The sequence below is a fragment of the Thalassospira sp. Z349TD_5 genome (assembly GCF_056173045.1).
The window spans coordinates 3,002,672-3,024,321 of the sequence record NZ_CM149654.1 but is presented as its reverse complement, the minus strand read 5'-3'; the positions used below and the strand labels follow the sequence as shown (position 1 = coordinate 3,024,321).

At 53.8% G+C, this 21,650-nt stretch carries 21 protein-coding genes; 11 read left to right on the top strand and 10 right to left on the bottom strand.

All coding sequences use genetic code 11. From position 1 onward, the window contains the following. Positions 1 to 46: 46 nt before the first annotated feature. Positions 47 to 1,078: a D-xylose ABC transporter substrate-binding protein gene (gene xylF / locus AC0VXT_RS14050; protein ID WP_475545919.1), complete on the bottom strand. Its 1,032-nt coding sequence runs from the start codon at positions 1,076 to 1,078 to the stop codon at positions 47 to 49. A 241-nt stretch (positions 1,079 to 1,319) separates the two neighbouring features. Here xylF and AC0VXT_RS14045 point away from each other — a divergent pair, with 241 nt between their 5' ends. Then, positions 1,320 to 2,081 (top strand): SDR family NAD(P)-dependent oxidoreductase, encoded by a 762-nt coding sequence (locus AC0VXT_RS14045; RefSeq protein WP_101304121.1) that lies wholly within the window; start codon positions 1,320 to 1,322, stop codon positions 2,079 to 2,081. 68 nt (positions 2,082 to 2,149) lie between these two features. Then, the gene (locus tag AC0VXT_RS14040; protein WP_475545918.1) at positions 2,150 to 4,312 is read left to right on the top strand and encodes a dihydroxy-acid dehydratase domain-containing protein; all 2,163 of its coding nucleotides are present in this window, start codon (positions 2,150 to 2,152) and stop codon (positions 4,310 to 4,312) included. A gap of 75 nt (positions 4,313 to 4,387) precedes the next feature. Here the strand turns inward: AC0VXT_RS14040 and purU are convergent, their stop codons facing one another. Next, positions 4,388 to 5,272: a formyltetrahydrofolate deformylase gene (purU, locus tag AC0VXT_RS14035; protein WP_475545917.1), complete on the bottom strand. Its 885-nt coding sequence runs from the start codon at positions 5,270 to 5,272 to the stop codon at positions 4,388 to 4,390. A gap of 390 nt (positions 5,273 to 5,662) precedes the next feature. Between purU and AC0VXT_RS14030 the strand changes: the two genes are divergently transcribed. Next, the gene (locus AC0VXT_RS14030) at positions 5,663 to 6,355 is read left to right on the top strand and encodes a dienelactone hydrolase family protein (protein ID WP_475545916.1); all 693 of its coding nucleotides are present in this window, start codon (positions 5,663 to 5,665) and stop codon (positions 6,353 to 6,355) included. Between the two features lie 74 nt (positions 6,356 to 6,429). On the opposite strand, the gene argE is transcribed toward AC0VXT_RS14030, so the two are convergent. Both argE and AC0VXT_RS14020 read right to left on the bottom strand, forming a co-directional pair. Next, a complete protein-coding gene (argE, locus tag AC0VXT_RS14025; RefSeq protein WP_475545915.1) occupies positions 6,430 to 7,614 on the bottom strand; it encodes an acetylornithine deacetylase in 1,185 nt (394 codons plus the stop codon). Next, the gene (locus AC0VXT_RS14020) at positions 7,611 to 8,378 is read right to left on the bottom strand and encodes an NAD kinase (protein WP_028791691.1); all 768 of its coding nucleotides are present in this window, start codon (positions 8,376 to 8,378) and stop codon (positions 7,611 to 7,613) included. The genes argE and AC0VXT_RS14020 overlap by 4 nt, the downstream gene beginning before the upstream one ends. A gap of 203 nt (positions 8,379 to 8,581) precedes the next feature. Here AC0VXT_RS14020 and AC0VXT_RS14015 point away from each other — a divergent pair, with 203 nt between their 5' ends. The 3 genes from AC0VXT_RS14015 (at position 8,582) to AC0VXT_RS14005 (ending at position 11,703) form a co-directional block, all read left to right on the top strand. After that, positions 8,582 to 9,304 (top strand): TetR/AcrR family transcriptional regulator, encoded by a 723-nt coding sequence (locus AC0VXT_RS14015; protein WP_475545914.1) that lies wholly within the window; start codon positions 8,582 to 8,584, stop codon positions 9,302 to 9,304. A 155-nt stretch (positions 9,305 to 9,459) separates the two neighbouring features. Continuing rightward, positions 9,460 to 10,383 (top strand): sulfurtransferase, encoded by a 924-nt coding sequence (locus AC0VXT_RS14010; protein WP_475545913.1) that lies wholly within the window; start codon positions 9,460 to 9,462, stop codon positions 10,381 to 10,383. Positions 10,384 to 10,491: 108 nt separating this feature from the next. Next, positions 10,492 to 11,703 carry a YeeE/YedE family protein gene (locus AC0VXT_RS14005; RefSeq protein ID WP_475545912.1) on the top strand — a complete coding sequence of 404 codons (1,212 nt, stop codon included), beginning with the start codon at positions 10,492 to 10,494 and terminating at the stop codon, positions 11,701 to 11,703. A 165-nt stretch (positions 11,704 to 11,868) separates the two neighbouring features. On the opposite strand, the gene AC0VXT_RS14000 is transcribed toward AC0VXT_RS14005, so the two are convergent. After that, a complete protein-coding gene (locus AC0VXT_RS14000; RefSeq protein ID WP_475545911.1) occupies positions 11,869 to 12,162 on the bottom strand; it encodes a hypothetical protein in 294 nt (97 codons plus the stop codon). A 390-nt stretch (positions 12,163 to 12,552) separates the two neighbouring features. Between AC0VXT_RS14000 and AC0VXT_RS13995 the strand changes: the two genes are divergently transcribed. From AC0VXT_RS13995 to AC0VXT_RS13975, 5 genes are all read left to right on the top strand, one after another. After that, entirely contained in the window at positions 12,553 to 14,157 is a 1,605-nt protein-coding gene (locus AC0VXT_RS13995; RefSeq protein ID WP_475545910.1) for a DEAD/DEAH box helicase, read from the top strand. A 68-nt stretch (positions 14,158 to 14,225) separates the two neighbouring features. Then, positions 14,226 to 14,393, top strand: a complete 168-nt coding sequence (locus AC0VXT_RS13990) for a hypothetical protein (RefSeq protein ID WP_475545909.1) — start codon at positions 14,226 to 14,228, stop codon at positions 14,391 to 14,393. A 58-nt stretch (positions 14,394 to 14,451) separates the two neighbouring features. Then, positions 14,452 to 14,661 carry a cold-shock protein gene (locus AC0VXT_RS13985; RefSeq protein ID WP_008892034.1) on the top strand — a complete coding sequence of 70 codons (210 nt, stop codon included), beginning with the start codon at positions 14,452 to 14,454 and terminating at the stop codon, positions 14,659 to 14,661. A gap of 268 nt (positions 14,662 to 14,929) precedes the next feature. Beyond that, positions 14,930 to 16,168 (top strand): MFS transporter, encoded by a 1,239-nt coding sequence (locus tag AC0VXT_RS13980; RefSeq protein ID WP_475545908.1) that lies wholly within the window; start codon positions 14,930 to 14,932, stop codon positions 16,166 to 16,168. 44 nt (positions 16,169 to 16,212) lie between these two features. Next, on the top strand, positions 16,213 to 16,686 hold the full coding sequence (locus AC0VXT_RS13975; protein ID WP_475545907.1) for a YaiI/YqxD family protein: 474 nt from the start codon (positions 16,213 to 16,215) through the stop codon (positions 16,684 to 16,686). Positions 16,687 to 16,856: 170 nt separating this feature from the next. Here the strand turns inward: AC0VXT_RS13975 and AC0VXT_RS13970 are convergent, their stop codons facing one another. The 5 genes from AC0VXT_RS13970 to AC0VXT_RS13950 are packed head-to-tail and all read right to left on the bottom strand — an operon-like array spanning position 16,857 to position 21,649. Beyond that, on the bottom strand, positions 16,857 to 18,314 hold the full coding sequence (locus AC0VXT_RS13970) for an aldehyde dehydrogenase (RefSeq protein WP_475545906.1): 1,458 nt from the start codon (positions 18,312 to 18,314) through the stop codon (positions 16,857 to 16,859). A gap of 54 nt (positions 18,315 to 18,368) precedes the next feature. Further along, positions 18,369 to 19,085 (bottom strand): ABC transporter ATP-binding protein, encoded by a 717-nt coding sequence (locus AC0VXT_RS13965; RefSeq protein ID WP_475545905.1) that lies wholly within the window; start codon positions 19,083 to 19,085, stop codon positions 18,369 to 18,371. Next, positions 19,078 to 19,812: an ABC transporter ATP-binding protein gene (locus AC0VXT_RS13960; RefSeq protein ID WP_475545904.1), complete on the bottom strand. Its 735-nt coding sequence runs from the start codon at positions 19,810 to 19,812 to the stop codon at positions 19,078 to 19,080. Before AC0VXT_RS13960 ends, AC0VXT_RS13965 begins: the two co-directional genes overlap by 8 nt. Then, entirely contained in the window at positions 19,809 to 20,780 is a 972-nt protein-coding gene (locus tag AC0VXT_RS13955; RefSeq protein ID WP_475545903.1) for a branched-chain amino acid ABC transporter permease, read from the bottom strand. Before AC0VXT_RS13955 ends, AC0VXT_RS13960 begins: the two co-directional genes overlap by 4 nt. Beyond that, positions 20,777 to 21,649, bottom strand: a complete 873-nt coding sequence (locus tag AC0VXT_RS13950; RefSeq protein WP_475545902.1) for a branched-chain amino acid ABC transporter permease — start codon at positions 21,647 to 21,649, stop codon at positions 20,777 to 20,779. Before AC0VXT_RS13950 ends, AC0VXT_RS13955 begins: the two co-directional genes overlap by 4 nt. Between the last annotated feature and the right edge of the window lies 1 nt (position 21,650).

Sequence of the window (21,650 nt, the reverse complement as noted above, 5' to 3'; positions counted from 1 at the left end):
CAGCTGTCGGCCCCGGGTTAAGCAAGGTCGGAGGAAACTGGCTGCCTTAGTTGCAGGCAGCTACCTTGCCGCTCGAAACGCCCTGACAGACGACGTCTTTTGAAACCCAGCCAGCATCAATCACGAGATCAAGTTTGTTCTGGGTAATCGCAACCGGATCCAGGAAATAGGATTTCATGGTAACACCGTTCGGGCTTTCCCAATCGGCTGTGCCGTCAACATCACCAAGTTCGGTGCCACCTGCCAGTTCAACAGCGATTTCAGCCGCGCGCTTGCCAAGAAGGCGTGCGTCTTTCCAAACCGAAACAGTCTGGGTGCCAAGAGCAACGCGGTTCAGTGCGGCATGGTCGCCATCCTGGCCGGAAACCGGGATGCCCTGCATGCCCTGTGCAGAAAGTGCTGCGACAACGCCACCGGCAGTGCCATCGTTAGAAGCAACAACCGCATCAACCTTGTTGTCGGCAGCGGTCAGGAACTGTTCCATGTTGCGCTGTGCAATTGTTGGCTGCCAGCTATCGGTATAGGCTTCGCCAACAACGTTGATATCACCTGAATCAATCGCAGCCTGAAGAACTTCAAGCTGTCCTTCATGGAGAAGATTGGCATTCGGGTCGGTTGGAGCGCCCTTGATAAAGACGTAGTTGCCTTTTGGTTGCTCGGCAAAGACCGCTTCGGCCTGAAGGCGACCGACTTCCTTATTGTTGAACGTAATATAATAAGCGCTCGCGTCTTCGATCAGTCGGTCATAGCCAACGACCGGAATGCCTTCGTTCGTTGCCTTCGTCACTGCCGGGCCGATTGACGACGAGTCTTGTGCCAGAACGATCAGTGCATTCGCACCGCGTGCGATCAGGCTTTCGATATCTGAAAGCTGCTTGGACGGAGAGCTTTGCGCATCGGCACTGATATATTCAGCGCCAGCTGCTTCGAGGGCTGCTTTAATGGCAGCTTCGTCAGTTTTCCAGCGTTCTTCTTGGAAGTTTGACCAGCTAACGCCAACGGTGAGGTCGGCGGCAAAGGCATTTGCCGACATCAATACGGTTCCGGCCAGCATGGCCGTCGAAAGGAGTTTTTTCATCTGTTTCTTCCCTGAATGAGTGTGTCTTTAGGCGACATTTATTTTTGTTGTCGAAAAAATGTTGACGTGAAGAGGTCGCCCTGTCAAATTTTTTTTAGTGATCAAATTAAAAAATATGCTAATGCCGCAATATATGCCCTAAATTTCTGCATCTTTAGTATAAAACGGGGGTTTTGGTAGGTTGCAGCGCAACATTTAATTTGGATACCTAAAATAAAATGAAAAAATGGCAGGGAACGTTATGACAGCGAAATATCACGACATTGATGGCAAGTCGGTTCTTGTGACCGGCGGGGCATCGGGGATTGGTGCATCAATCGTGCGGGCTTTCTGTGCCCAGGGTGCACATGTCGGGTTTATCGACATTGACGATGACGCTGCCCAAAAACTGATTGACTCGATCCGCGAAGATCACGGTGTTGCGCCGGTCTATAAATCACTTGATTTGCGTGATCAGGCGGCAATTCCCGGTGCTGTCCGCGAACTTTCCGCTGCCATCGGGCCTGTTGATGTTCTGGTTAATAATGCCGCACGCGATGATCGCCATCGCCCCGAAGACATTGGACCGGAACAATGGCGTGACGGGCTTGATGTTAATTTGAACCATCAGTTTTTCTGTGCCCGTGCTGTGGCGCAAGGCATGCGCGAAAAGGGTGGCGGCAGCATTATTAATTTCAGCTCTGTAAGTTATTTAATGGGACTACCCGATCTGGTGACCTATGAAACGGCAAAGGCTGGCATTATTGGCATGACCCGAGCACTGGCCCGCGACTGGGGGGCGGATGGCATTCGGGTCAATACGGTTATTCCGGGCTGTATCATAACCCAACGGCAACTTGATCTCTGGATAACACCCGCCGACGAAGAACGCATTCAGGAACAACAGTGTGTGAAACGTCGTCTTGTCGGTGATGATGTTGCGCAGATGGTTCTGTTTTTGGCGTCTGACGTTTCATCGGCCTGTTCGTCGCAAAGCTTTATTGTCGATGGCGGTCTTGTCTGATCCGCGATAATCTGACAGCTATACATGCCAAAGTTCCGCATTCTTGCCCCGATTGAGATAGACCCACCATGTCACCGACCAATCTGCCTGCCCAGCCCGTCATTATTGACGAAAAAGCCAACCCGTACCGTGATTGTATTCAGGGGTTAGCCAATCAACCGATCACAGTGATCAGTCTTTTGCGTAGTGCGGTAAATGAAAATCCGACGGTTGCGCGCGACCGGGATTTTTCCGTGCCTGAAATAAAGGATGTGGTTGGTCGTCTGGTGGAAAACCGTCCGCGTATTGCGATCATTGCCGGTGCGCCCGACCATCCGGCCCATCTTCTGGATCGGCCACAGGCGTTGATGGCGGCCATCCGGATCTGGGAAATGGGCGGGGTGCCGTTCCTGTTTCATGTGCCGGTGATTTGTGATGGCACCGCGCAAAACAATATCGGGCAAAGCTATTCACTGGCATCGCGCAATCATACGGCTGCCGCAGTCAACATCACCTTTGAAGGTCATAGCTATCACGCAGCCTATGTCATTGCCGGTTGCGACAAATCGCCAGCCGCCGTGGTGGCCGGGCTGGCATCAGCAGATCATGCGCGTGCCTATCGTGGTGATCAGGCCCCGGTCTGGGCGGTGTTTGCGCCATCCCACGTTTTAAAGGGCGGCGAAATCCCAGATGGGACGCGCCGGTTGCTTGATAAAATTGCATCCGATGCCGATCATGCCGGGCATGATGACCTTGGCGGCGATATCCGCGAAAACATGCGTTATATCCTGCAATGCACATCGGATGAGGCCTTCGCCGGATTGCTCGAACGGGCACGTTTGCTGGGATTGATTGACGGGGCGATGGAACGGCGCGTCTTGGATGAGCTGGCAACTGCGACTTGTGATTCCAAGGGCGGTATTTGTGCCTTTAATGGCACGGGGAATTCATCGCGCACCATGCTGGCAGCGTTTGGTTTGACGCCGCCGGAACTGGAATTGCTGACCGATGTTCCGCCTTTTGCGGCGGTCGCCGCCGGAGTGGATGCACTGTTTGGTGTGTTTAACAAACCGGAATATGCGATTGGCAATTTACTTAAGGCCAATTTTGCCAATTTCGTGCGTGTTCATAATGCCACCGGGTCCAGCAGTAATATGCTGCTGCATTTGCCGTTCATGATGCGTTATGCCGGATTTGATGTGTCGATTGATGATTATCAGGATGTCCGAACCAAAACCCCGGTGCCGGAAATCTTCGCCCATAGCTTGACTGAAAATCGCGACACGTTCGTTTTGGCCCAGCAAATGGCCGAAGGCAAAAATCGCGGCATGGAAAGCATTTATCGCATACTCAGTGATCTTGGCGTGGCGATGGACCTTGACGCGCCGACGGTTCTTGGCAAGACATGGGGTGAGCGCATTGCCGGACTAGATAATCCGATTGATGTCACTCTTGGTGATGCATCGGTGATCCGGGCAACGCCGGTTCGTCAACGATCCGGCGTTGATGTGATTACCGGCAGTTTCTTTGAAAACTGTGCGGTCAAGACATCGGGAATGAGTGACCGGTTATTATCGCATTTTGACGATCATGTTTTCATCGTGCGCTATTACGAAAATGAACATGTTTGTAATGGTGATTTTGCATCACCCGATCTGGTCACCCGCCTGATGGAAACTGATGGTGTCAGCGAAGAACTGATTGCCGCAGTTGTCCGCCGTAATGGCGGCAACCGTGTTGATATGGATGCGCCCAAGGACATGTTTGAACAAGGGCATCTGTCGTTTGCCTTTGTCATTGGTGGGCAGGGTCCAGAAGCCTATGGCATGCCGGAAATGTTTTCACCGTCCCAGAACTTGCGGCATCACCGCATCCTTGAAGCATCCTCGATGCTGATTACCGATGGCCGCTATTCCGGTGTGACCAAGGGGGCCTGCATTGGGCATATGGTACCCGAAGCCTTCGCGGGCGGTGGAATTGGCTATTTGTGTGACGGGGATGTTTTGCGTCTTAATCTGACGTCGCTGACCCTTGATTGGCTTGATCCAAAGGCCTTTATTGAAGGGCGCGAATTACCAGCCGATCCCAAGCTTCAGGCTGATCGGGCTCAAATGTTTGACGCGCGGTTTAAACGCATGGAATCCCGTCAGTGCGATATTGCTGCGAGTAATGTGCTTGATGGTATTGGAAATGCCGCGCGTGGGATTGTTCCACCTGCTGTCGACCGGCGGGCTGTTAAAGACTGGCGTTGATCGGCTAACAACATCAGGCTCGGAATCCAAACATGAAAAAGCCCCGGTCTTTAGAAGGCCGGGGCTTTTTTTGAGTTATCCCATCCGCTCGGATGCGTAGCTTCCCGGGCTTGGCGGGAAGACGATGGTGCGATTGCCGTTGATGAAGGATCGATGATGGATGTGGGCATGAACCGCGCGCGCCAGCACTTGACTTTCAACATCACGTCCGATGGATACGTAGTCGGCAGAGTTTTGCGCATGGGTGATGCGGGCAAGGTCCTGTTCAATGATCGGGCCTTCGTCGAGGTCCGCGGTCACGTAATGGGCGGTGGCCCCGATTAGTTTCACACCACGTTCATAGGCCTGACGATATGGGTTCGCACCCTTAAAGCTTGGCAGGAATGAATGGTGGATATTGATGATCCGGCCACTCATTTTCTTGCAAAGATTATCGGAAAGAACCTGCATGTAGCGGGCTAGAACGATCAGTTCGACGTCTCTATCGGCAACCAGATCAAGAAGCTTCTTTTCGGCTTCGGGCTTGTTGTCCTTGGTCACCGGGATGTGGTGGAATGGAATGTCGTGGTTAACAATGACCTTTTGATAATCGAAATGGTTCGACACCACGCCGACAATATCAATTGGCAAGGCACCGATTTTCCAGCGATACAAAAGATCGTTCAGACAATGACCAAAACGCGACACCATCAGAAGAACGCGCATCTTATGATCGCTGTCGTGGAACTGATAGTTCATGCCAAGTTTGGTCGCCGCACCATCAAAGCCACGTGACAGGGTTTCCTGATCAACACCTTCTTCGCTGACGAAGGCGACCCGCATAAAGAACAGACCGGTTTCCATATCGTCGAACTGGGAGCTGTCGGTAATGTTACAGCCATGTTCAGCCAAATAGGCGGAAATAGCGGCAACGATCCCGCGCTGGGAGTCACAGGTGACTGTCAGAACGTAGCTTTTCATCTCGTTCGGCCTTCAATTAAACAGTTATTAAAATTGCCCGACCCGGTCCATCGGGGAATGTCGCAGGGGCGGGCAGAAGCATTAAATATCAAGTGTATTTTCACGTTCCCAGAGCGAGAAATGCGAAACATAAGAATTCCACTCTTTCTGCTTGAGGTGCGCTTTTGAAACATGATGCTCCGAAGTTCGCCGCAACGTCCAACAAATGGCAATCGAATTCAATTAGATAATACGAGATATCAATCTTAGTTTGCGCAATTGATTGTTGAAATGTGTTTTTTGGTGACCAAACCTTGTGGTTCCGTGATCTTGGCATACTTCATTGACCAATGATCTGCGGGCGGCTTAAGGCCTGTGGGATTTAAGATCAAATCAAGGAGCCTTATCACGATGACCAAGCTGAATGTCACCACCCCGGACGGTTCATTTGATGCCTATGTCGCCATGCCAACGACATTGCCCGCACCTGTTGTCGTTGTTATTCAGGAAATATTTGGCGTCAATGCGGTAATGCGTGACATTGCCGACGATTATGCCAAGCAGGGCTATATCGCCGTCTGTCCCGATCTGTTCTGGCGGATTGAGCCGGGCATCGACATCACTGATAAGTCCGAAGCCGAATGGAAGCGGGCATTTGGCTATTATCAGTCGTTTAATGTTGATAAGGGTGTCGAAGACATTTCGGCAACCATGAAGGCCGCCCGCAGCCTTGAGGGGGCGAATGGCAAGGTTGGTGTGGTTGGCTTCTGTCTTGGTGGGTTGTTGACGTTTCTGTCGGCAACACGCACCGATGGTGATGCGTTTGCGGCCTATTACGGTGGCGGCATGAACAATTACATGAATGAAGCGGACAACATCAAAAATCCGCTGATTGTTCATCTGGCTGGTAATGATGAATTTATCCCGGCCGAGGCACAGGACGTTATCAAGGAAGGCCTTGGGGATCATGACCTGACCGAGCTTCATTTTTATCCGGGCCGTGATCATGCCTTTGCCCGTAAGGGTGGGGCGCATTACGACAAAACCGATGCCGATATCGCCAATGCCCGGACAGCAGAATTCTTTGAAGCCAATCTGGCTTAAACACGTTACATGCAACGCAAGAAGGGCTGCGATTTTCGCAGCCCTTCTTTATGTCTGATGCCCATGGAAGCGGCTTACTTCACAAGTGCGCCGATCAGTTTATCAAGGAACACTTCGCAGCGGCCAAGCTGATCAAGTTCGATAAATTCGTCGGGTTTGTGGGCCTGTTCAATGTTGCCTGGGCCGCATACCACCGTGGGAATTTCGCCCATGGCAGAAAAGACGCCGGCTTCTGTGCCAAAGCTGACCTTGCCGGTTGTGTTCGCACCGGTTAGCGCCATGACCAGTTTGGTGACTTCTTCGTCATCGCCGGTGGCAAGGCCGGGCATGTCGGATACGACTTCGATTTCAACGCCAACATCGTCGTAGTTTTCGCGCATTTCCGGGATGAGGGTGTTGTCAAGATAATCGAAAATCTGTCCTTTAAGTTCCATGCGGTCATGGTTGGGCAGATTACGAAATTCGAAATCAACAAAGCAGTTTTGCGGGATAATGTTGAGCTGCGTACCACCGTTGATCACGCCGGAATGAAACGTGGTGTGATTGGGCACGAAATCATCATCATGCGGGCCTTCATCGCGGCATGTCCGGCCAAGCTGGCGCAGGAAAACCACGAATTGGGACGCAAACTCGACAGCATTAACGCCTTCGCCCGGAAGCGACGAATGCCCGGACCGCCCGGTGAAATGCGCACGCGCCGAATATTTTCCCTTATGCTGGGTAATGACCTTCATTTCGGTCGGTTCACCGACAATGCACATGGCAGGTTTGTGCGGCAGATTATTTATTGCCTCTACCAAGCTGGGCACACCAAGGCAGCCGACTTCTTCATCGTAGGTGAACGCCAGATGGATGGGAACGCGAAGATCGGCATTTTTAAAGGTTTCGGCCTTGGCCAAAAGACAGGCTAGAAAGCCCTTCATGTCACATGATCCACGGCCATAAAGCCGATCATCGCGGATATTGATGGTATAGGGATGGGATGCCCAATTCTGGCCTTCGGTCGGGACCACGTCGCTATGCCCAGATAGGATCACACCGCCATCAACCTTTGGCCCAATCGTCGCATAGAGATTGGCCTTGGTGTTGCTATCATCGCGCACGACAAGGCAATCATAACCAAGCGGTTCAAGATATGCTTTGACCTCTTCAATCAGGGCCATGTTTGGGGTCATGCTGACCGATGGGTGGGCAATCAGTTTGCGGCACCAGTCAAGGGTGGCTTCTGACGGGGCAAGGGTGTTGGGGGCGGTGGTCATTCGACGAATTGTTCCTTTAGGATGCGTTCTTCAAGGTTATGTTCCGGATCAAACATCAGTCTGATTTTCATGCTGCGGTCTTCGACGATCTTAACGCGCGAAACATCGCGGACCTCGGTATAGTCGGCCACGGCTGAAACCGGGCGCTTTTCCGGATTTTGAACTTCAAAAACAACTTCAGCACCATGGGGTAAAAGTGCACCGCGCCAGCGACGCGGACGAAACGGACTGATCGGGGTCAGTGCCAAAAGGCCGCTTCCCATCGGCAGGATCGGACCATGCGCCGACAGGTTATAGGCCGTACTGCCTGCGGGGGTGCACACCAAGGCACCATCACATACCAGTTCGGCCAGTCTTTCAACCCCGTCGACCTTGATGCGCAATTTTGCCGCCTGACGGGTTTCACGCAGAAGCGAGACCTCGTTAATTGCAAGCGCACACATGCTTTCACCACTGACGGTATGAGCTTCCATTTGCAAGGGGTGGAGCTCGACCGTTTGGGCTTCTGCGATGCGTTCGGGCAGATCAATTTCCCGAAATTCGTTCATCAAAAAGCCGACCGTTCCACGGTTCATGCCATAGATCGGCACCTTGCGACCCATGTAACGGTGCAGGCTTTCGAGCATGAAACCGTCGCCACCAAGGGCAACGATGACGTCTGCCTTGTCAGGCGGGATATGGCCGTAACGGTGTTTCAGCCGATACATCGCATCTTGGGCGATTTTGGTTTCGGCTGCGACAAAGGCGATGGAATCCGTTTGCATTTGCTTCCCGACGGGTAATTCACGCAAAACCCCAAGGGGCTATCGCCAACAATAGAGTACGCTTTGCTTTGAATTGCAAGGGTCTGCGTGGTGCAACGGGCCATGTGACGTGTGGTGGTTCACCTTATGAACAAGCTGGTTGATCTTGGCGGGAAAACAGAGGAACCTGAGATTCTTGTTCATTTGCCAAGTTAGTATGTCGTATGACCAAATCGCCCTTTAGCATTTCATCTGCTCTTTCGCGGATTTCCCGCCCCGACAACAGTCAGGATGACGCGGGCACGGCACTTGATCTGATGCCTGAGACGGCTCTTGTGCCAAAACGGGTGCGTAATCCCGATGAAACCCGGCAAAAGCTTTTGGATGCGGCGTTTGGTGAAATCCGTCGCGCCGGGTTTGGTGGGGCTTCAATCAATAATATTCTTGATCATAGTGGTGTAACCAAAGGTGCGCTGTACCACCACTTTTCCGGCAAGGCCAAGCTGGTAAATGCCGTGATCGAGGAATGCCTTCCGGGATATGTTGATACGGTCTGGCTGAATGAGCTTGAAAACGCCGAAGATATTTTACCCATCCTGATGGAGCAGGTTGACCGGCTTAGCGGTGATAATGCCCCAGAGCTTCTTGAAGGCGGCTGCCCGCTCGCAAGGCTGGCGTCGGGTGCGGGGGAGCTTGATGAAAGTTTACGCAAACGTATTGATGGTGTGTACCGTTATTGGCGGCGCGGGCTGGCATCTCATATCGGCAAGGCACAGTTTAACAAAACCGTGCGAACGGATGTTGAGCCGTCGTCTGTGGCAGAATTCCTGATTGCTACCCTGCATGGTTTCCTGACCCGGCCCCCGGCCTTACGAAATCTTGAAACCCAGGATGCCTTTGCGCGCGAATTTGCCCGTTATCTGAATAACCTGCGCCCGGCGGGATGATTCCCTGATTTGAATGCAGTAGGGATGGCAGGGTTTCGTTGACATCTAAATTAAACAAAAATAAAATGTATAATTAGTTTTATTGACATTTTTATCCGCGTGATTACATCTCTTCTACAGATTTATGACACTCTTGAAATATGGAGACAGGCCCCATGCGTTCTCTCATTCTTTCTGCGGTTGCCGCAGCCGCATTTGTTTTTGCCGGTAGCGCTGCTCAGGCTGAGCGTCTGACCGAAAAGCCACTGGTGGATTCCAACTGGGTTGAAGCAAACCTTGATAACCCGTCGCTGGTTGTTGTTGATATCCGTTCAATGACCAAAGAGGGTAGCCCCTATGATGCCGGCCACATTCCCGGTTCGGTTTATGCGCCCTATGGTAAATTTGGTTGGCGTGCGAAGGTCGACAATGTTGTTGGTATGCTGCCGCCCGTTGACGTGATTTCAGGTCGTATTGGCGCACTTGGCATCGATAACGACAAACAGGTTGTTGTCGTCCCTGCGGGGCAGAACAGCTCCGACTTTGGTGCTGCGACACGTGTGTATTGGACATTTAAGGTGCTTGGTCATGATGCTGTGACCATTCTTGATGGCGGCCAGCGCGCCTGGCTTGCTGCGGGGAAGGCTGTGTCCAAAGACGCTGTGGCACCGACCAAAGTTGCCTTCAATGCCAACTTCCGTCCGGAACTTCTGGCATCCGCTGATGACGTTGCCAAGGCGCAAGCCAATGGTGTTGCCCTGATTGATGCGCGACCAGAGTCACAGTTTAAAGGGGATGCAAAAAGCGGTGTTGTTGCCCGTAGTGGCGCCATTCCGGGGGCAAAAAACATTTCCCAGTCGAAGTTTTACAGCGATCAGGACGGTGCCTTTGTCGCATCTGATACGATTGCGCAACTGGTCGGTGATGCCGGTGTTTCGTCCGATGCCAAGGAAATCACCTATTGCAATACCGGGCATTGGGCATCGGTTGCATGGTTCGGTCTTTCCGAAGTGATGGGCAATAAGAACACAGCCATGTATGATGGTTCCCTGACCGAATGGGCTGCCGATCCAAGCCGTGAAATGGTGATCCCGGAATAATCGGGATTTTTCAGGCACTGCTATTGGCAAGATCATGTCGGACGGAACCGGGCAGGCCCCGGTTCCGTCCGCATTTGTGGAATTCATTTAACGTTATTGAGCGTCACCATGTCTGAAACGACACTTTCTGCGCGCCCGGCCAAACCGGGTTTTGATTTTGACAGGGGCCCCGCCTTGGTCACGGCCATCCTGTTTATCCTTGCAGGCGTTGCTATTGCGCAAGCGGTCGATCTGCATCAGGCCGTGCTTTACGGTCTTGGCGGGCTACTGGGCGTTTCGCTATACCATGCATCCTTTGGCTTTACAGGCGGTTGGCGCCGTTTTTCGGTCGAGAAGCGCGGACGTGCGATGCGCGCGCAGCTTTTGATGGTCGGTGTTGCAGCGGCGGCCTTTATCCCGATACTCGCCCTTGGAAGCCCGCTTGAAAATCCGATTGTTGGCGCGGTTGCGCCTGTTGGCACCTCGGTCTTGATCGGGGCGTTTATGTTCGGTCTTGGCATGCAGCTTGGGGGTGGTTGCGGGTCGGGCACATTGTTCACCGTGGGCGGTGGCAGTGCGCGCATGTTACTCACCCTTGTTTTCTTTATCATCGGTGCAGTGGTTGGCACCGCCCATTTGCCGATGTGGCTTGAACTGCCATCCTTGCCTCCGATCAGCCTGGGCCGTGAATTTGGTGTTGGTGGTGGGCTTGCGGTGACGTTTGCCGGTTTGGCACTGATCGCCCTTTTGACGGTGATTGTCGAAAAACGCGCACACGGGTCACTTGAAGCAACGCCAACCGCAAAGCTTAGCAATCTTACCCGCCTTTTCCATGGGCCGTGGCCGATGGTTTGGACCGGGTTGCTGTTGGCGGGGCTTAATGTTGCAACCCTTTTGATTGCCGGTCATCCGTGGTCGATCACGTTTGGTTTTGGCCTTTGGGGGGCTAAGATTGCCCAGTTCGCCGGGGTTCCGGTGGAAACATGGGAATTCTGGAATTGGGCAGGCCCGGCACAGGCGTTGGGCAATTCGGTTCTGGCCGACAACACATCGGTGATGAATTTCGGCATCGTTATCGGGGCGGCCTTTGCCGCCGCTCTTGCCGGTAAGTTTGCGCCGAAAGTCAGCGTGCCGTTGGCGTCACTTCTGGCGGCGGTCATCGGCGGGTTGCTGATGGGGTACGGTGCGCGTTTGGCGTTTGGTTGTAACATTGGTGCGTTCTTTAGCGGTATTGCATCGGGCAGCCTGCATGGCTGGTTATGGTTTGTGCTGGCGTTTGCCGGAAGTTGGGTCGGTATTGCCCTGCGTCCCGTGTTTGGAATGGATGGTTTTCGGAAATGAGCGAGAAAAACACACTTCTGTTTGGTGCGGTCTTCCTTGCTGCGACAGGTGCGGTCGCACTCGACCATTACAGCCATACAGCAAATATCCCAGCGATCGCCAACCCGGCCCCGGCCAAACATCCGGCCGCGGGGAGCAATCCGTGTGCGGTCAATCCGTGCGGCGCTAATCCTTGTGGCGCGTCGCCATGTGCTGCAAGCCCGTGTGGCGCCAATCCTTGCGGTGCGGGATATAATCCTTGTGCGGCGGCGCCGTGTGGGGCGAATCCCTGTGCCGCGTATAACCCGTGTTCGGCGGGAAATCCGTGTTCCGTGGCAAATCCATGTGCGGCTTATAATCCGTGCGGTGCGAACCCGTGCGCAGCTGGTGCGGTAAATCCTTGTGGTGCGAATCCATGCGCGGCGAGCCCGTGTGGGGCAGGGAATCCATGTGCTGCTTATAGCCCTTGTGCGCCGTCATCGGCCAATCCGTGTGCTTCTGCCAACCCATGTGGGGCATATAATCCATGCGGCGCGGCAAATCCGTGTTCGGTGAATTAGCGGTTGAATGCTATGGTTTGTGCGCCCGGCGCGCTGTTGCGCCGGGTCGAAACGCATAAAACTCTGTTCTTCCATGAATATGACGTTTGACAAGCGGTAAAAACTCTGTGCATGGTGTCTTCAATATTTGATCGCTCCAGAGGCGTAGAGAGAATGAAAGTTCTCCACTGTTGAGTGATTATCGGAAGAACGTATTGAGGTGGCCAGCTACGCGGACATCTCCTGAACTACAAGGCGCAGACCTGAATACTTTATTATACCTAACTTGGTCTCAGCTGTCTGCTGCCACCCAATTACGAGTTACCTTTATTTGACAAAGTTTTCCGAACTCGGCCTGGCCGAGCCGGTCCTTCGCGCCTTGGCGCATGAGGGCTATGATGCGCCTACCCCTATCCAGGCGCAGTCCATTCCGTCCCTGCTGCAAGGCAAGGACCTGCTTGGTATCGCTCAGACCGGTACCGGGAAGACGGCAGCTTTCGCGTTGCCGATTCTTGATCGCCTTTCAAAATCCGAAGGCCGTACTCCCAAAGGTTCCTGCCGTGTGCTGGTGCTGGCCCCGACGCGCGAACTTGCTGCGCAGATCGGTGACAGCTTCCGTGCCTATGGCCGTTTCCTCAACGTCCGCGTCGCCGTGGTCGTTGGTGGTGTGTCGCCGGGTCCGCAGCTTAAACAAATCGCACCGGGTGTCGAGGTGCTTGTCGCCACGCCGGGTCGTTTGCTTGACCACGTTGATAGCGGAAAGCTTAGCCTTTCGCATGTTGATGTGATTGTCCTTGACGAAGCGGACCATATGCTTGATCTCGGCTTCTTGCCGCCGATCAAACGCATTATCAAAATGCTCCCCAAAAAGCGTCAGAACCTGTTCTTCTCGGCAACCATGCCCGGCCAGATTGGCCAGTTGGCAGGTGATATGCTGTCAGATCCGGTGAAGGTATCGGTAACCCCGGTTTCCACCACGCAAGAGCGTGTCGAACAATCGGTTTACCTGATTGAGCGCACCCGTAAGCGTCAGCTTCTGGCCGAGCTTCTTGATAATCCCGCATTCAAACGCACGCTGGTCTTTACCCGGACCAAACGTGGTGCCGATCGTGTTGCCCGCCATCTTGAGGCAAACAAGATCAGTGCTGCTGCCATTCACGGGAATAAAAGCCAAAATCAGCGCGAACGTGCCCTGAACGCCTTTAAGGACGGTCAGATTGGTGTGTTGGTCGCAACCGATATTGCTGCACGCGGTATTGACGTTGATAGCGTTACCCACGTTGTTAACTTTGAGCTGCCGAACGTGCCGGAAAGCTATGTCCACCGTATTGGCCGTACGGCCCGCGGTGGGGCCAGTGGTTCGGCAATTGCATTCTGTGATGCCGAAGAACGTGGCTTGCTGCGTGACATCGAACGCACCACCCGTCAGTCGATCCCCGTCATTGATCGTCGCGATGCCAAGTTGGCCGCCGAACAGGCCGCCGACCCGGATGATACACGTGATGCAAATCGCGGTCGCCGTTCAAGTGGTGGTCAGTCACGTGGCAATGGTGGTCGCAATGCGGGTGCCAATGGTCGCGGAAACGGTCGTTCGAATGGTGGTGGTAACCGTCAGGCTGCTGGTGGTCGGAATGACCGTACCGAGCGTGCCGCTGCACCGCGCCGCGAACGTGATGATGCCCGACAGGATACCCGGCCGGCAAAACCACGTCGCGATGTTGAAGCCACCAGTGCGGCACAATCAGCTGACAAAGCCCCGGTTAGCCCGGCTTTGGAAAAATCAAAAAGCCGTTACAAAGGTGGGATTAAATCCCAATCTGCGAATGGTAATAGCAACGGCACTGGAAACGGTGCTGCGAAAACAGATAGCCGTAAGCGCCCAGCCAAAAAAGGTCGATTCCAACGGGAATGTCCGCGATGGCGCGCAGAACGGTAATTCGATTTCTTCTGGGTTGTCCTTTATGGGCAGTTCGGAAGAACGCCGCGCGAATGGTAACGGGGCCAATGGCCGCGGAAACGCCAATCCGCAAGGCAAGCGCGGCGGTGCGAACCGCAATCGCAATCAACGTGGCCCACAATCTGGCGGGCAGCCAGGTGGTGCAGGCCGCAATAGACCTTCCGGTGATCAGAGAAGTCGCGACCGCGCCTGATTTGATCGTCGAACAAAGATAGGCGCACCCAAGCGGGGTGTGTCAAAACGCCAATCAATACTCGATAAGGAGATTTAAAGATGGCAACAGGTACCGTTAAATGGTTCAACGCAACTAAAGGTTTTGGTTTCATTCAGCCGGACGAAGGCGGAAATGACGTATTCCTGCACATCAGCGCCGTTGAACGCGCTGGTATGGGTCACCCGCAGGAAGGCGACAAAATCAATTACGAACTGCGTACCGACTCACGTTCGGGCCGCGTTTCGGCTGACGACCTGACGGCTGCTTAATTCGGCTTGCCATTCCTTGTGAATGGCACCGTGTTAAACGAAGTTAAGTGAAACCCCCATCCGGGAAACCGGGTGGGGGTTTTGCTTTTTGTGACTTTCATGTGCGCGGGCCAAACCTTTCGAACTTTCATCCTTTCTCGATGGAGTAACCTGATCTTGACTGTTCCAGTTTTATGACATTTTCCCCGTAGTACTGTGATTATGGTAACAATTTTAAGTTGAAGCGATAAAAGCATCCTGTAAGTGACCAAAGGCGAAGGGATGTGGGATGCGCGATCATATTGCAGACGGTAATGGCACGGGCGGGCGTCAGCCTGTGTCGAGTGTCATCGCGCTTTTGGATCGTTATCCTTTCCTTGTTCTGGCATTGCTGTTGGTTGGGGCCTTCGCATCATCAAGTGCGGCGCCTTTGGCCGGTCTTTATGTCGTTGAAGGCCTTGGCGAGCCACCATGGAAGATCAGCATGGTGGCGATTGTGCAGGTCTGCGTTACCCTTCTGACCAACCGGGCTTTTGGTCGGGCGATTGATCGCGGGGTGCCGGTTAAACTGTTATTGGTGACCAGTATCCTGTGTTTTGTCAGCGGAATGGTGATTCTTGGCGCTGTTCAGGTTTACTGGGTTTATCTGTGTATCGTCTCGATCTTGCTTGGGGTGGGATCGGGCGCATTGTCGGTCATGTATTCTTTTGGCCGACTGTTTGCCGAACAGACCAACCGCGACATTGCCAAGTTTAACGGATTTCTGCGCATGCAGACCTCGCTCGGCTGGATGGTGGGACCGGCGGCGTCGCTGTCGGTGTTTGGCGCATTTGGTTTTGCGCCAACATATTATGCCATCGCAACGGTGGCGGCTGTCTGGTTTGCTGTCTGTCTTTTGATTGTGCCAGCGGCCTTTAAAACCCATCATCCGGGCCGTTTAAAGCCGGGTGAAAAGGTGCCTTTTAACGTTGGTTTGATCATGGCCTGTATCCCGGTTTTCTTTATCGGGGCAGCGAACGTTGTGTTTGTGTCGGCCATGCCAATTTACTTTTCGACGGAACTTGGCCTTGTTGCGTCAGCGGCAGGCTTTGCCCTGACGGTGAAATGCTTTGTCGAAGTGGTGGTGATTTACTTCTGTGCGTCTCTTATCCGCAAGGTGGGCGAGCGCAAAGGAATGCTGATCGCAGCGGTTTTGGCCGCGGTCTTCTTTGGCTTGATCTATCAGGCAAGCAGCCTGCGTGACGTTCTGGTTCTTGGTGCGCTTGATGGCATGTACTACGGGATTTTTGCCGGGATCAGCATGACCTTTGTGCAGAACTACGCCCCCGAACAACCCGGTGTTGCCACCAGTTATTATGTCAGCACCCTTTTTGTTGGCGGGCTGATTGGCAATCTTTTGACGGGACTTGTCGCAAGTGCCTATGACTTCCAAAGTACGGTCTTGGTTGCAGGTGGCTTTGCGCTAATGGGCGGTGTTGTCTTGCTGATGATGGGCAAGTCCGTTCGAAAAGAATCCGCAAACGCGTAAACCTGATGTCTTGACTTTGGTGGCTGTCTGCGGATGATCGCGCCATGACCGACAGTAATGAAAAGAACCGCCCGCGTTTGTTTGTTGATGCCGATGCCTGTCCGGTAAAGGCCGAATGCGAACGTGTGGCTGAACGCCATCGGATCGAGATGATTGTGGTGTCGAACGGTGGCATTCGCCCATCGCGCAATCCATTGATCCGAAATGTGATTGTGCCGCCAGAACCCGATGCGGCCGATGACTGGATCGCCGAAAATGCCCATGCGGGGGACGTGATTGTTACCAGTGATATTCCGCTGGCATCGCGCGGGCTTGAAATTGGCGCGCGGGCTCTGAAAGCCAACGGGCAGGAATTCACCGAAGCCAATATTGGCAATGCACTTGCCGGGCGCGAAATTGCCGCCCATATGCGCGAAGTCACGGGTGAGCAGGGGCGCAATGCGGCCTTCACCCAGAAAGACAGATCAAAGTTTTCCAGCGCCCTTGAAGTGATGATACAGGCCGTTTTGCGCGGTTAACTTCTCCCCTTAAAAGCTGCGGGCCGCCCAAGCACTTGGCATTGGGCGGCCCGCACACAGGTCCTGATTTGTAAAGGAACTCAGTACAAATCAGGCTTCCCCCCTGCGTAACTGAAGATGCGACGAGGTCGCCGGGCGAAGGTTCCGCCGGCGTGTTTGGATTTACCGGTTTAGAACGGGTAGTGGCGTTTGCCGCTTTGGATGGTGATCCAGCGCATTTCGGTGAATTCATCAATCGATGCTCTTGATCCGAAACGGCCATACCCCGAAGATTTAACCCCGCCAAATGGCATCTGGGCTTCGTCCTGAACGGTTGGGCTGTTGATGTGGCAAATGCCGCTTTCAATGCGTTTGGCAACGTCCATCGCACGCGGGATGTTGGTTGAAAAGACCGCAGACGACAGGCCATATTCGCTGTCATTGGCAATGCGAACTGCTTCGTCTTCGTTACCCGCACGAATGACGACACAGATCGGGCCAAAGCTTTCTTCGGAATAGATTTTCATCGCAGGCGTCACATGATCCAGAAGGGTGGCATCCATCAGTACGCCCTCTTTGGCCTTGCCAGAGCCCGCAACCAGTTTGGCGCCTTTCGATACAGCGTCTTCAACCAGTTCTTCGATGCGTTTGACCGCCTCGACGCTAACCACGCCGCCAAGGATATTTTCAGCCTTGGCCGGGTCACCCGCTGTAAGGGTTTTGGTCTTGGCAGCCAGTTTGGCAACAAAGTCATCGGCAACCGCATTGTCGACAATCAGACGTTCGGTCAACATGCAAATCTGGCCCTGATTCATATAGGCGCCAAAGGCCGCACCATTGACCGCCTCGTCAAGGTCGGCATCATCAAGGACAAGGAACGGTGCCTTACCACCAAGCTCAAGCAGAACCGGTTTAAGGTGTTCAGCGCCGAGTTTGGCAATGATGCGCCCAACACGGGTGGAGCCGGTAAAGTTGATGCGACGGACTGCTGGATGGGCAATCAGGGCTTCGACGATTTCCGGGGCATCTTCCGGGGCATTGGTGACGACGTTTACAACACCGGCCGGTGCTCCGGCTTCGACAAGGCACTGCCCGATGAGGTGATGCAGGGCCGGGCACAGCTCGGACGCCTTAAGGATCACGGTATTGCCGCAGGCCAGAGGCATGGCAATGGCACGTGTGCCCAGAATAACCGGGGCATTCCACGGGGCGATCCCCAGAACCACGCCAACTGGCTGACGGATGCCCATCGCCATCAGGCCCGGAGTGTCGGACGGAATCAAATCCCCCTGAATCTGGGTGGTCATGCCACCGGCTTCGCGGAGCATGTTGGCGGCCAGATGGGCGTTAAAGCCACCCCACATGCGTGTGCTGCCGGTTTCATCAAGAACCAACTGGGCAAATTCATCGCCCTTGGCTTCCATAATGTCAGCTGCTTTAAGCAATATCTTGCGGCGCGCACCCGGGCCCATTTTTGACCATTCAGGGAAAGCGGCGGCAGCAGCATCGGCGGCCTTGCGGGCATCAGCGGCATTGGCTGCGGCCGCAACCGTTGCAGTTTGCCCGGTGACGGGGTTTTTGCGTTCGAACGTACGGTTGTTCGATGCAGTGACGTCTTCGTTGTCGATCAACAGTTTGACATCATTCATGGCGTTACTCCTGACTTTCTCATGTTCTGCTGTGTGGTGACGAAAGGCGGTTGATTATGCCGCCCCAAGACCCAGAAAGGCCTTTTGTACAGCAGGGTCCGACTTCAGGGCCTTGGCAGTATCCTGCCCGGTGATGGCCCCGTTCTCGATCAGATATCCCCGATCGGAGATGGCAAGGGACTGGTGTGCGTTCTGTTCTACCAGAAGAATCCCAACCCCGGTTTTACGAATTGCAGCAAGGGCCTTGAACAAATCGCCAGTCATGATTGGCGATAAACCAAGCGATGGTTCATCAAGCAAAAGAATATCCGGGTTGGACATCAACGCCCGCCCGATAGCGACCATTTGCTGTTCTCCGCCGCTCATGGTGCGCGCGGCCTGTCCTAGGCGTTCGGATAGTTTGGGAAACAAATCGATGACGCGTTCAAGGTTTTGCTTTTCAGCGGCACGGGCGCGTTTGGCAAATGCGCCGAGTTCAAGGTTCTCGCGTACGGTCAGTTCGCCGAATATACCGCGACCTTCGGGCACCAGTGCCAGCCCTGCCTCGACGATCTTATGCGCGCTCAGGTCGGTTAACTTAGTGCCTGCAAGGCTGATGCGGGTGTTGTCATGGGCGGTGACCAGTCCGGCACAGGCTTTTAACAGGCTGCTTTTGCCGGCCCCATTGGCCCCAAGTATGACAACGATTTCACCGCGATCAACGGTAAGTGAAATATCACGAAGAGCGGTATGCTTGCCATAGGACACAGACAGGTTTTTAATTTCAAGCATGGCTGTCTCCCAGATAGGCGCGGATAACTTCCCCATCAGATAGCACTGCGTTGGGACTGCCATCGGCGATTTTGGCCCCGGCATTCATCACGACACAACGGTCGCAGAGGCTTCTGATGGCATCCATGACATGTTCGACCATGATGATGGTAAGCCCTTCGTGTTTGAGCTTACGCACCAAGGTAATGCCGTCCTGAAGTTCGGACGGGTTTAACCCCGCCAGCCATTCATCAAGCAATAACAGCTTGGGCTGCAAGGCCAAGGCACGCCCGAGTTCAAGGCGCTTTTGATCAATATAGGTCAGATCCTCCGCCGGAGTATGGGCATGCTTTTCAAGGCCGATCCGTTCAAGCAATTCATAGGCGGCCGTGTGGGCATCATGTCCCCAAAGCGGTTTGGTGCGGTAAGCAAGGCCCGCTTCGATGTTTTCGATACAGTCAAGATCGGGCAGGATGCGCACCAACTGGAATGTACGGGCAATTCCGGCATGGCTGATTTTATGAGCGGGCAGGTTGGTGATGTCCTTACCATCCAGAACGACTTTGCCATCATTGGGTGAAAGCGCACCGGAAATCAGGTTCATCACCGTGGTTTTTCCCGATCCGTTGGGGCCAAGCAGACCGACAATTTCGCCTTCACAGACATCAAATTGCATCTGATTGACGGCGATTAGACCGCCAAATGCCTTATGCAGACCGGAAATCGACAAAAGAACGTGCGATGTCATGCTGGTGTCTCCCCGGACCTGGTGCTGTTTGGGGTGTGTGAGCGTTTCTTGGGGGGACGGTACTTTTCGTACAGCCCGATAACGCCATTTGGCAGAAGATAAACAATCACCATGAAGACACAGCCCAGAAGAATGCTGAAATGGTTGGGGAAGTTTGCTGTCAGGACCTCAAACAACAGGGTCAGTGGAATAACTCCCAAAAGCGGCCCCAGCAAACGACGCGGTCCGCCCAGAAGCGCCATGATCACGACCTGAAACGACAACATCGGATTAAACGCAATCACCGGATCAATATAGGTCCAGCGTGGCGCCATGATGGCACCGGTCAATGTCATGAACAGAGCAGACAGGACAAACAGGGCGACCTTGATACGGGTGACATCAATACCGCAATGTTTGGCGACGGTCTCGTCCTCGCCAATGATGCGAAGCGCAAAGCCAAGCCGCGACCGGCCAAGGATAAATCCGGTCAACAGCAGGACGGCGAACAGGGCAAGAAGTTGCCAGTAAATGTCATTCTGGGTGATATCAAGAAAGACATAGCGGCCCATTTCACGGGTGACATTGACCTCGTACCAACTGACAACCTGACGGACCAGTTCGGTCAGGCCAAAGGTAAAGACCACGAAATAAACCCCGGCCAGACGCAGGGTTGAAAATCCGACCAGAAGGGCAATTAGGGTCCCGGCAAGACCAGCACAAACCAGAACAAGCGCGAAGGGCATTAGTTCGCCCAAAACAGCAACGGTATAAGCGCCAATGCCAAAGAACACCACGGTCGCAAGCGAGATATAGCGCGTCGGGCCTGAAAACATCGACCATGCGGTGGCAAGGACGGCAAAGCTCGCGACACTGATGGCAAGCGACATATAGTAGTTGTCAACCAGTGATGGCAAAAAGGCCAGGGCCGCAAAGATCACGGCACCAATGGCAATCGGTTTGAGGGTGTCGGCTGTAAGGATGCTCATGATGCGGACCTCCCGAACAGGCCGGATGGTTTGATCAAAAGAACCAAAAGGAAGATCACATAGGTTACGGCAATCGTCAGGCCTGGGTCAACATAGGTTGCGACCAGACTTTCGGCAACGCCAAGGATAAATCCGGCAACCAGTGCGCCCAGCATGTTGCCAACCCCGCCCATGATGACAACGATCAGAGCCTTCATGGTAAATACAACCCCCATCGAGGTGGAGAATGTCAGAAACATACTGACCAGAACGCCTCCAACGGCGGCCATGGCACCACCCAGCGCAAAGGCGAAACAGGATGCGAAATTGACATCAATGGCGACAAGCCGTGCCGATGTCGGATCAACTGCAACAGCGCGTAGGGCCGTGCCGATGCGTGTTCGCGTCAGAATAAGATAAAAACCAAGCCCGATGACAACCGCAAACCCCAACGCGACAAGGCGGTTGGCCGCAATGGCAGCGCCAAATACATCAACCGCGTTATTCATGAAATCATAGCTGTAATAATTGCCACCAAACCAGACCAGCAATATGCCCTGTACGATAAACAGCAGGCCAAAGGTCGCAAGGATGCTGTCAACTTCCAGCATGCCTCGGCTTTTCGCACGCGCGACCAGCGGGGTCAGCAGGATGCGGTAAATAATCCAGTTGAGCGCAAAGCTGGCCGGAATGATGATCAGAAGACCGACAACGGGGTTAATGCCAAGCGTGGTCATCAGGATATAGGCGACAAAGGATGCAACGATCACGAGTTCCCCATAGGCGAGGTTCATGATCCGCGATACCCCGTATTGCAGGGTCAGTCCCATGGCGACAAGCGCATACATGCCGCCAAGGGTGATTCCCGAAAAAACTGCGTAGCTAAACATT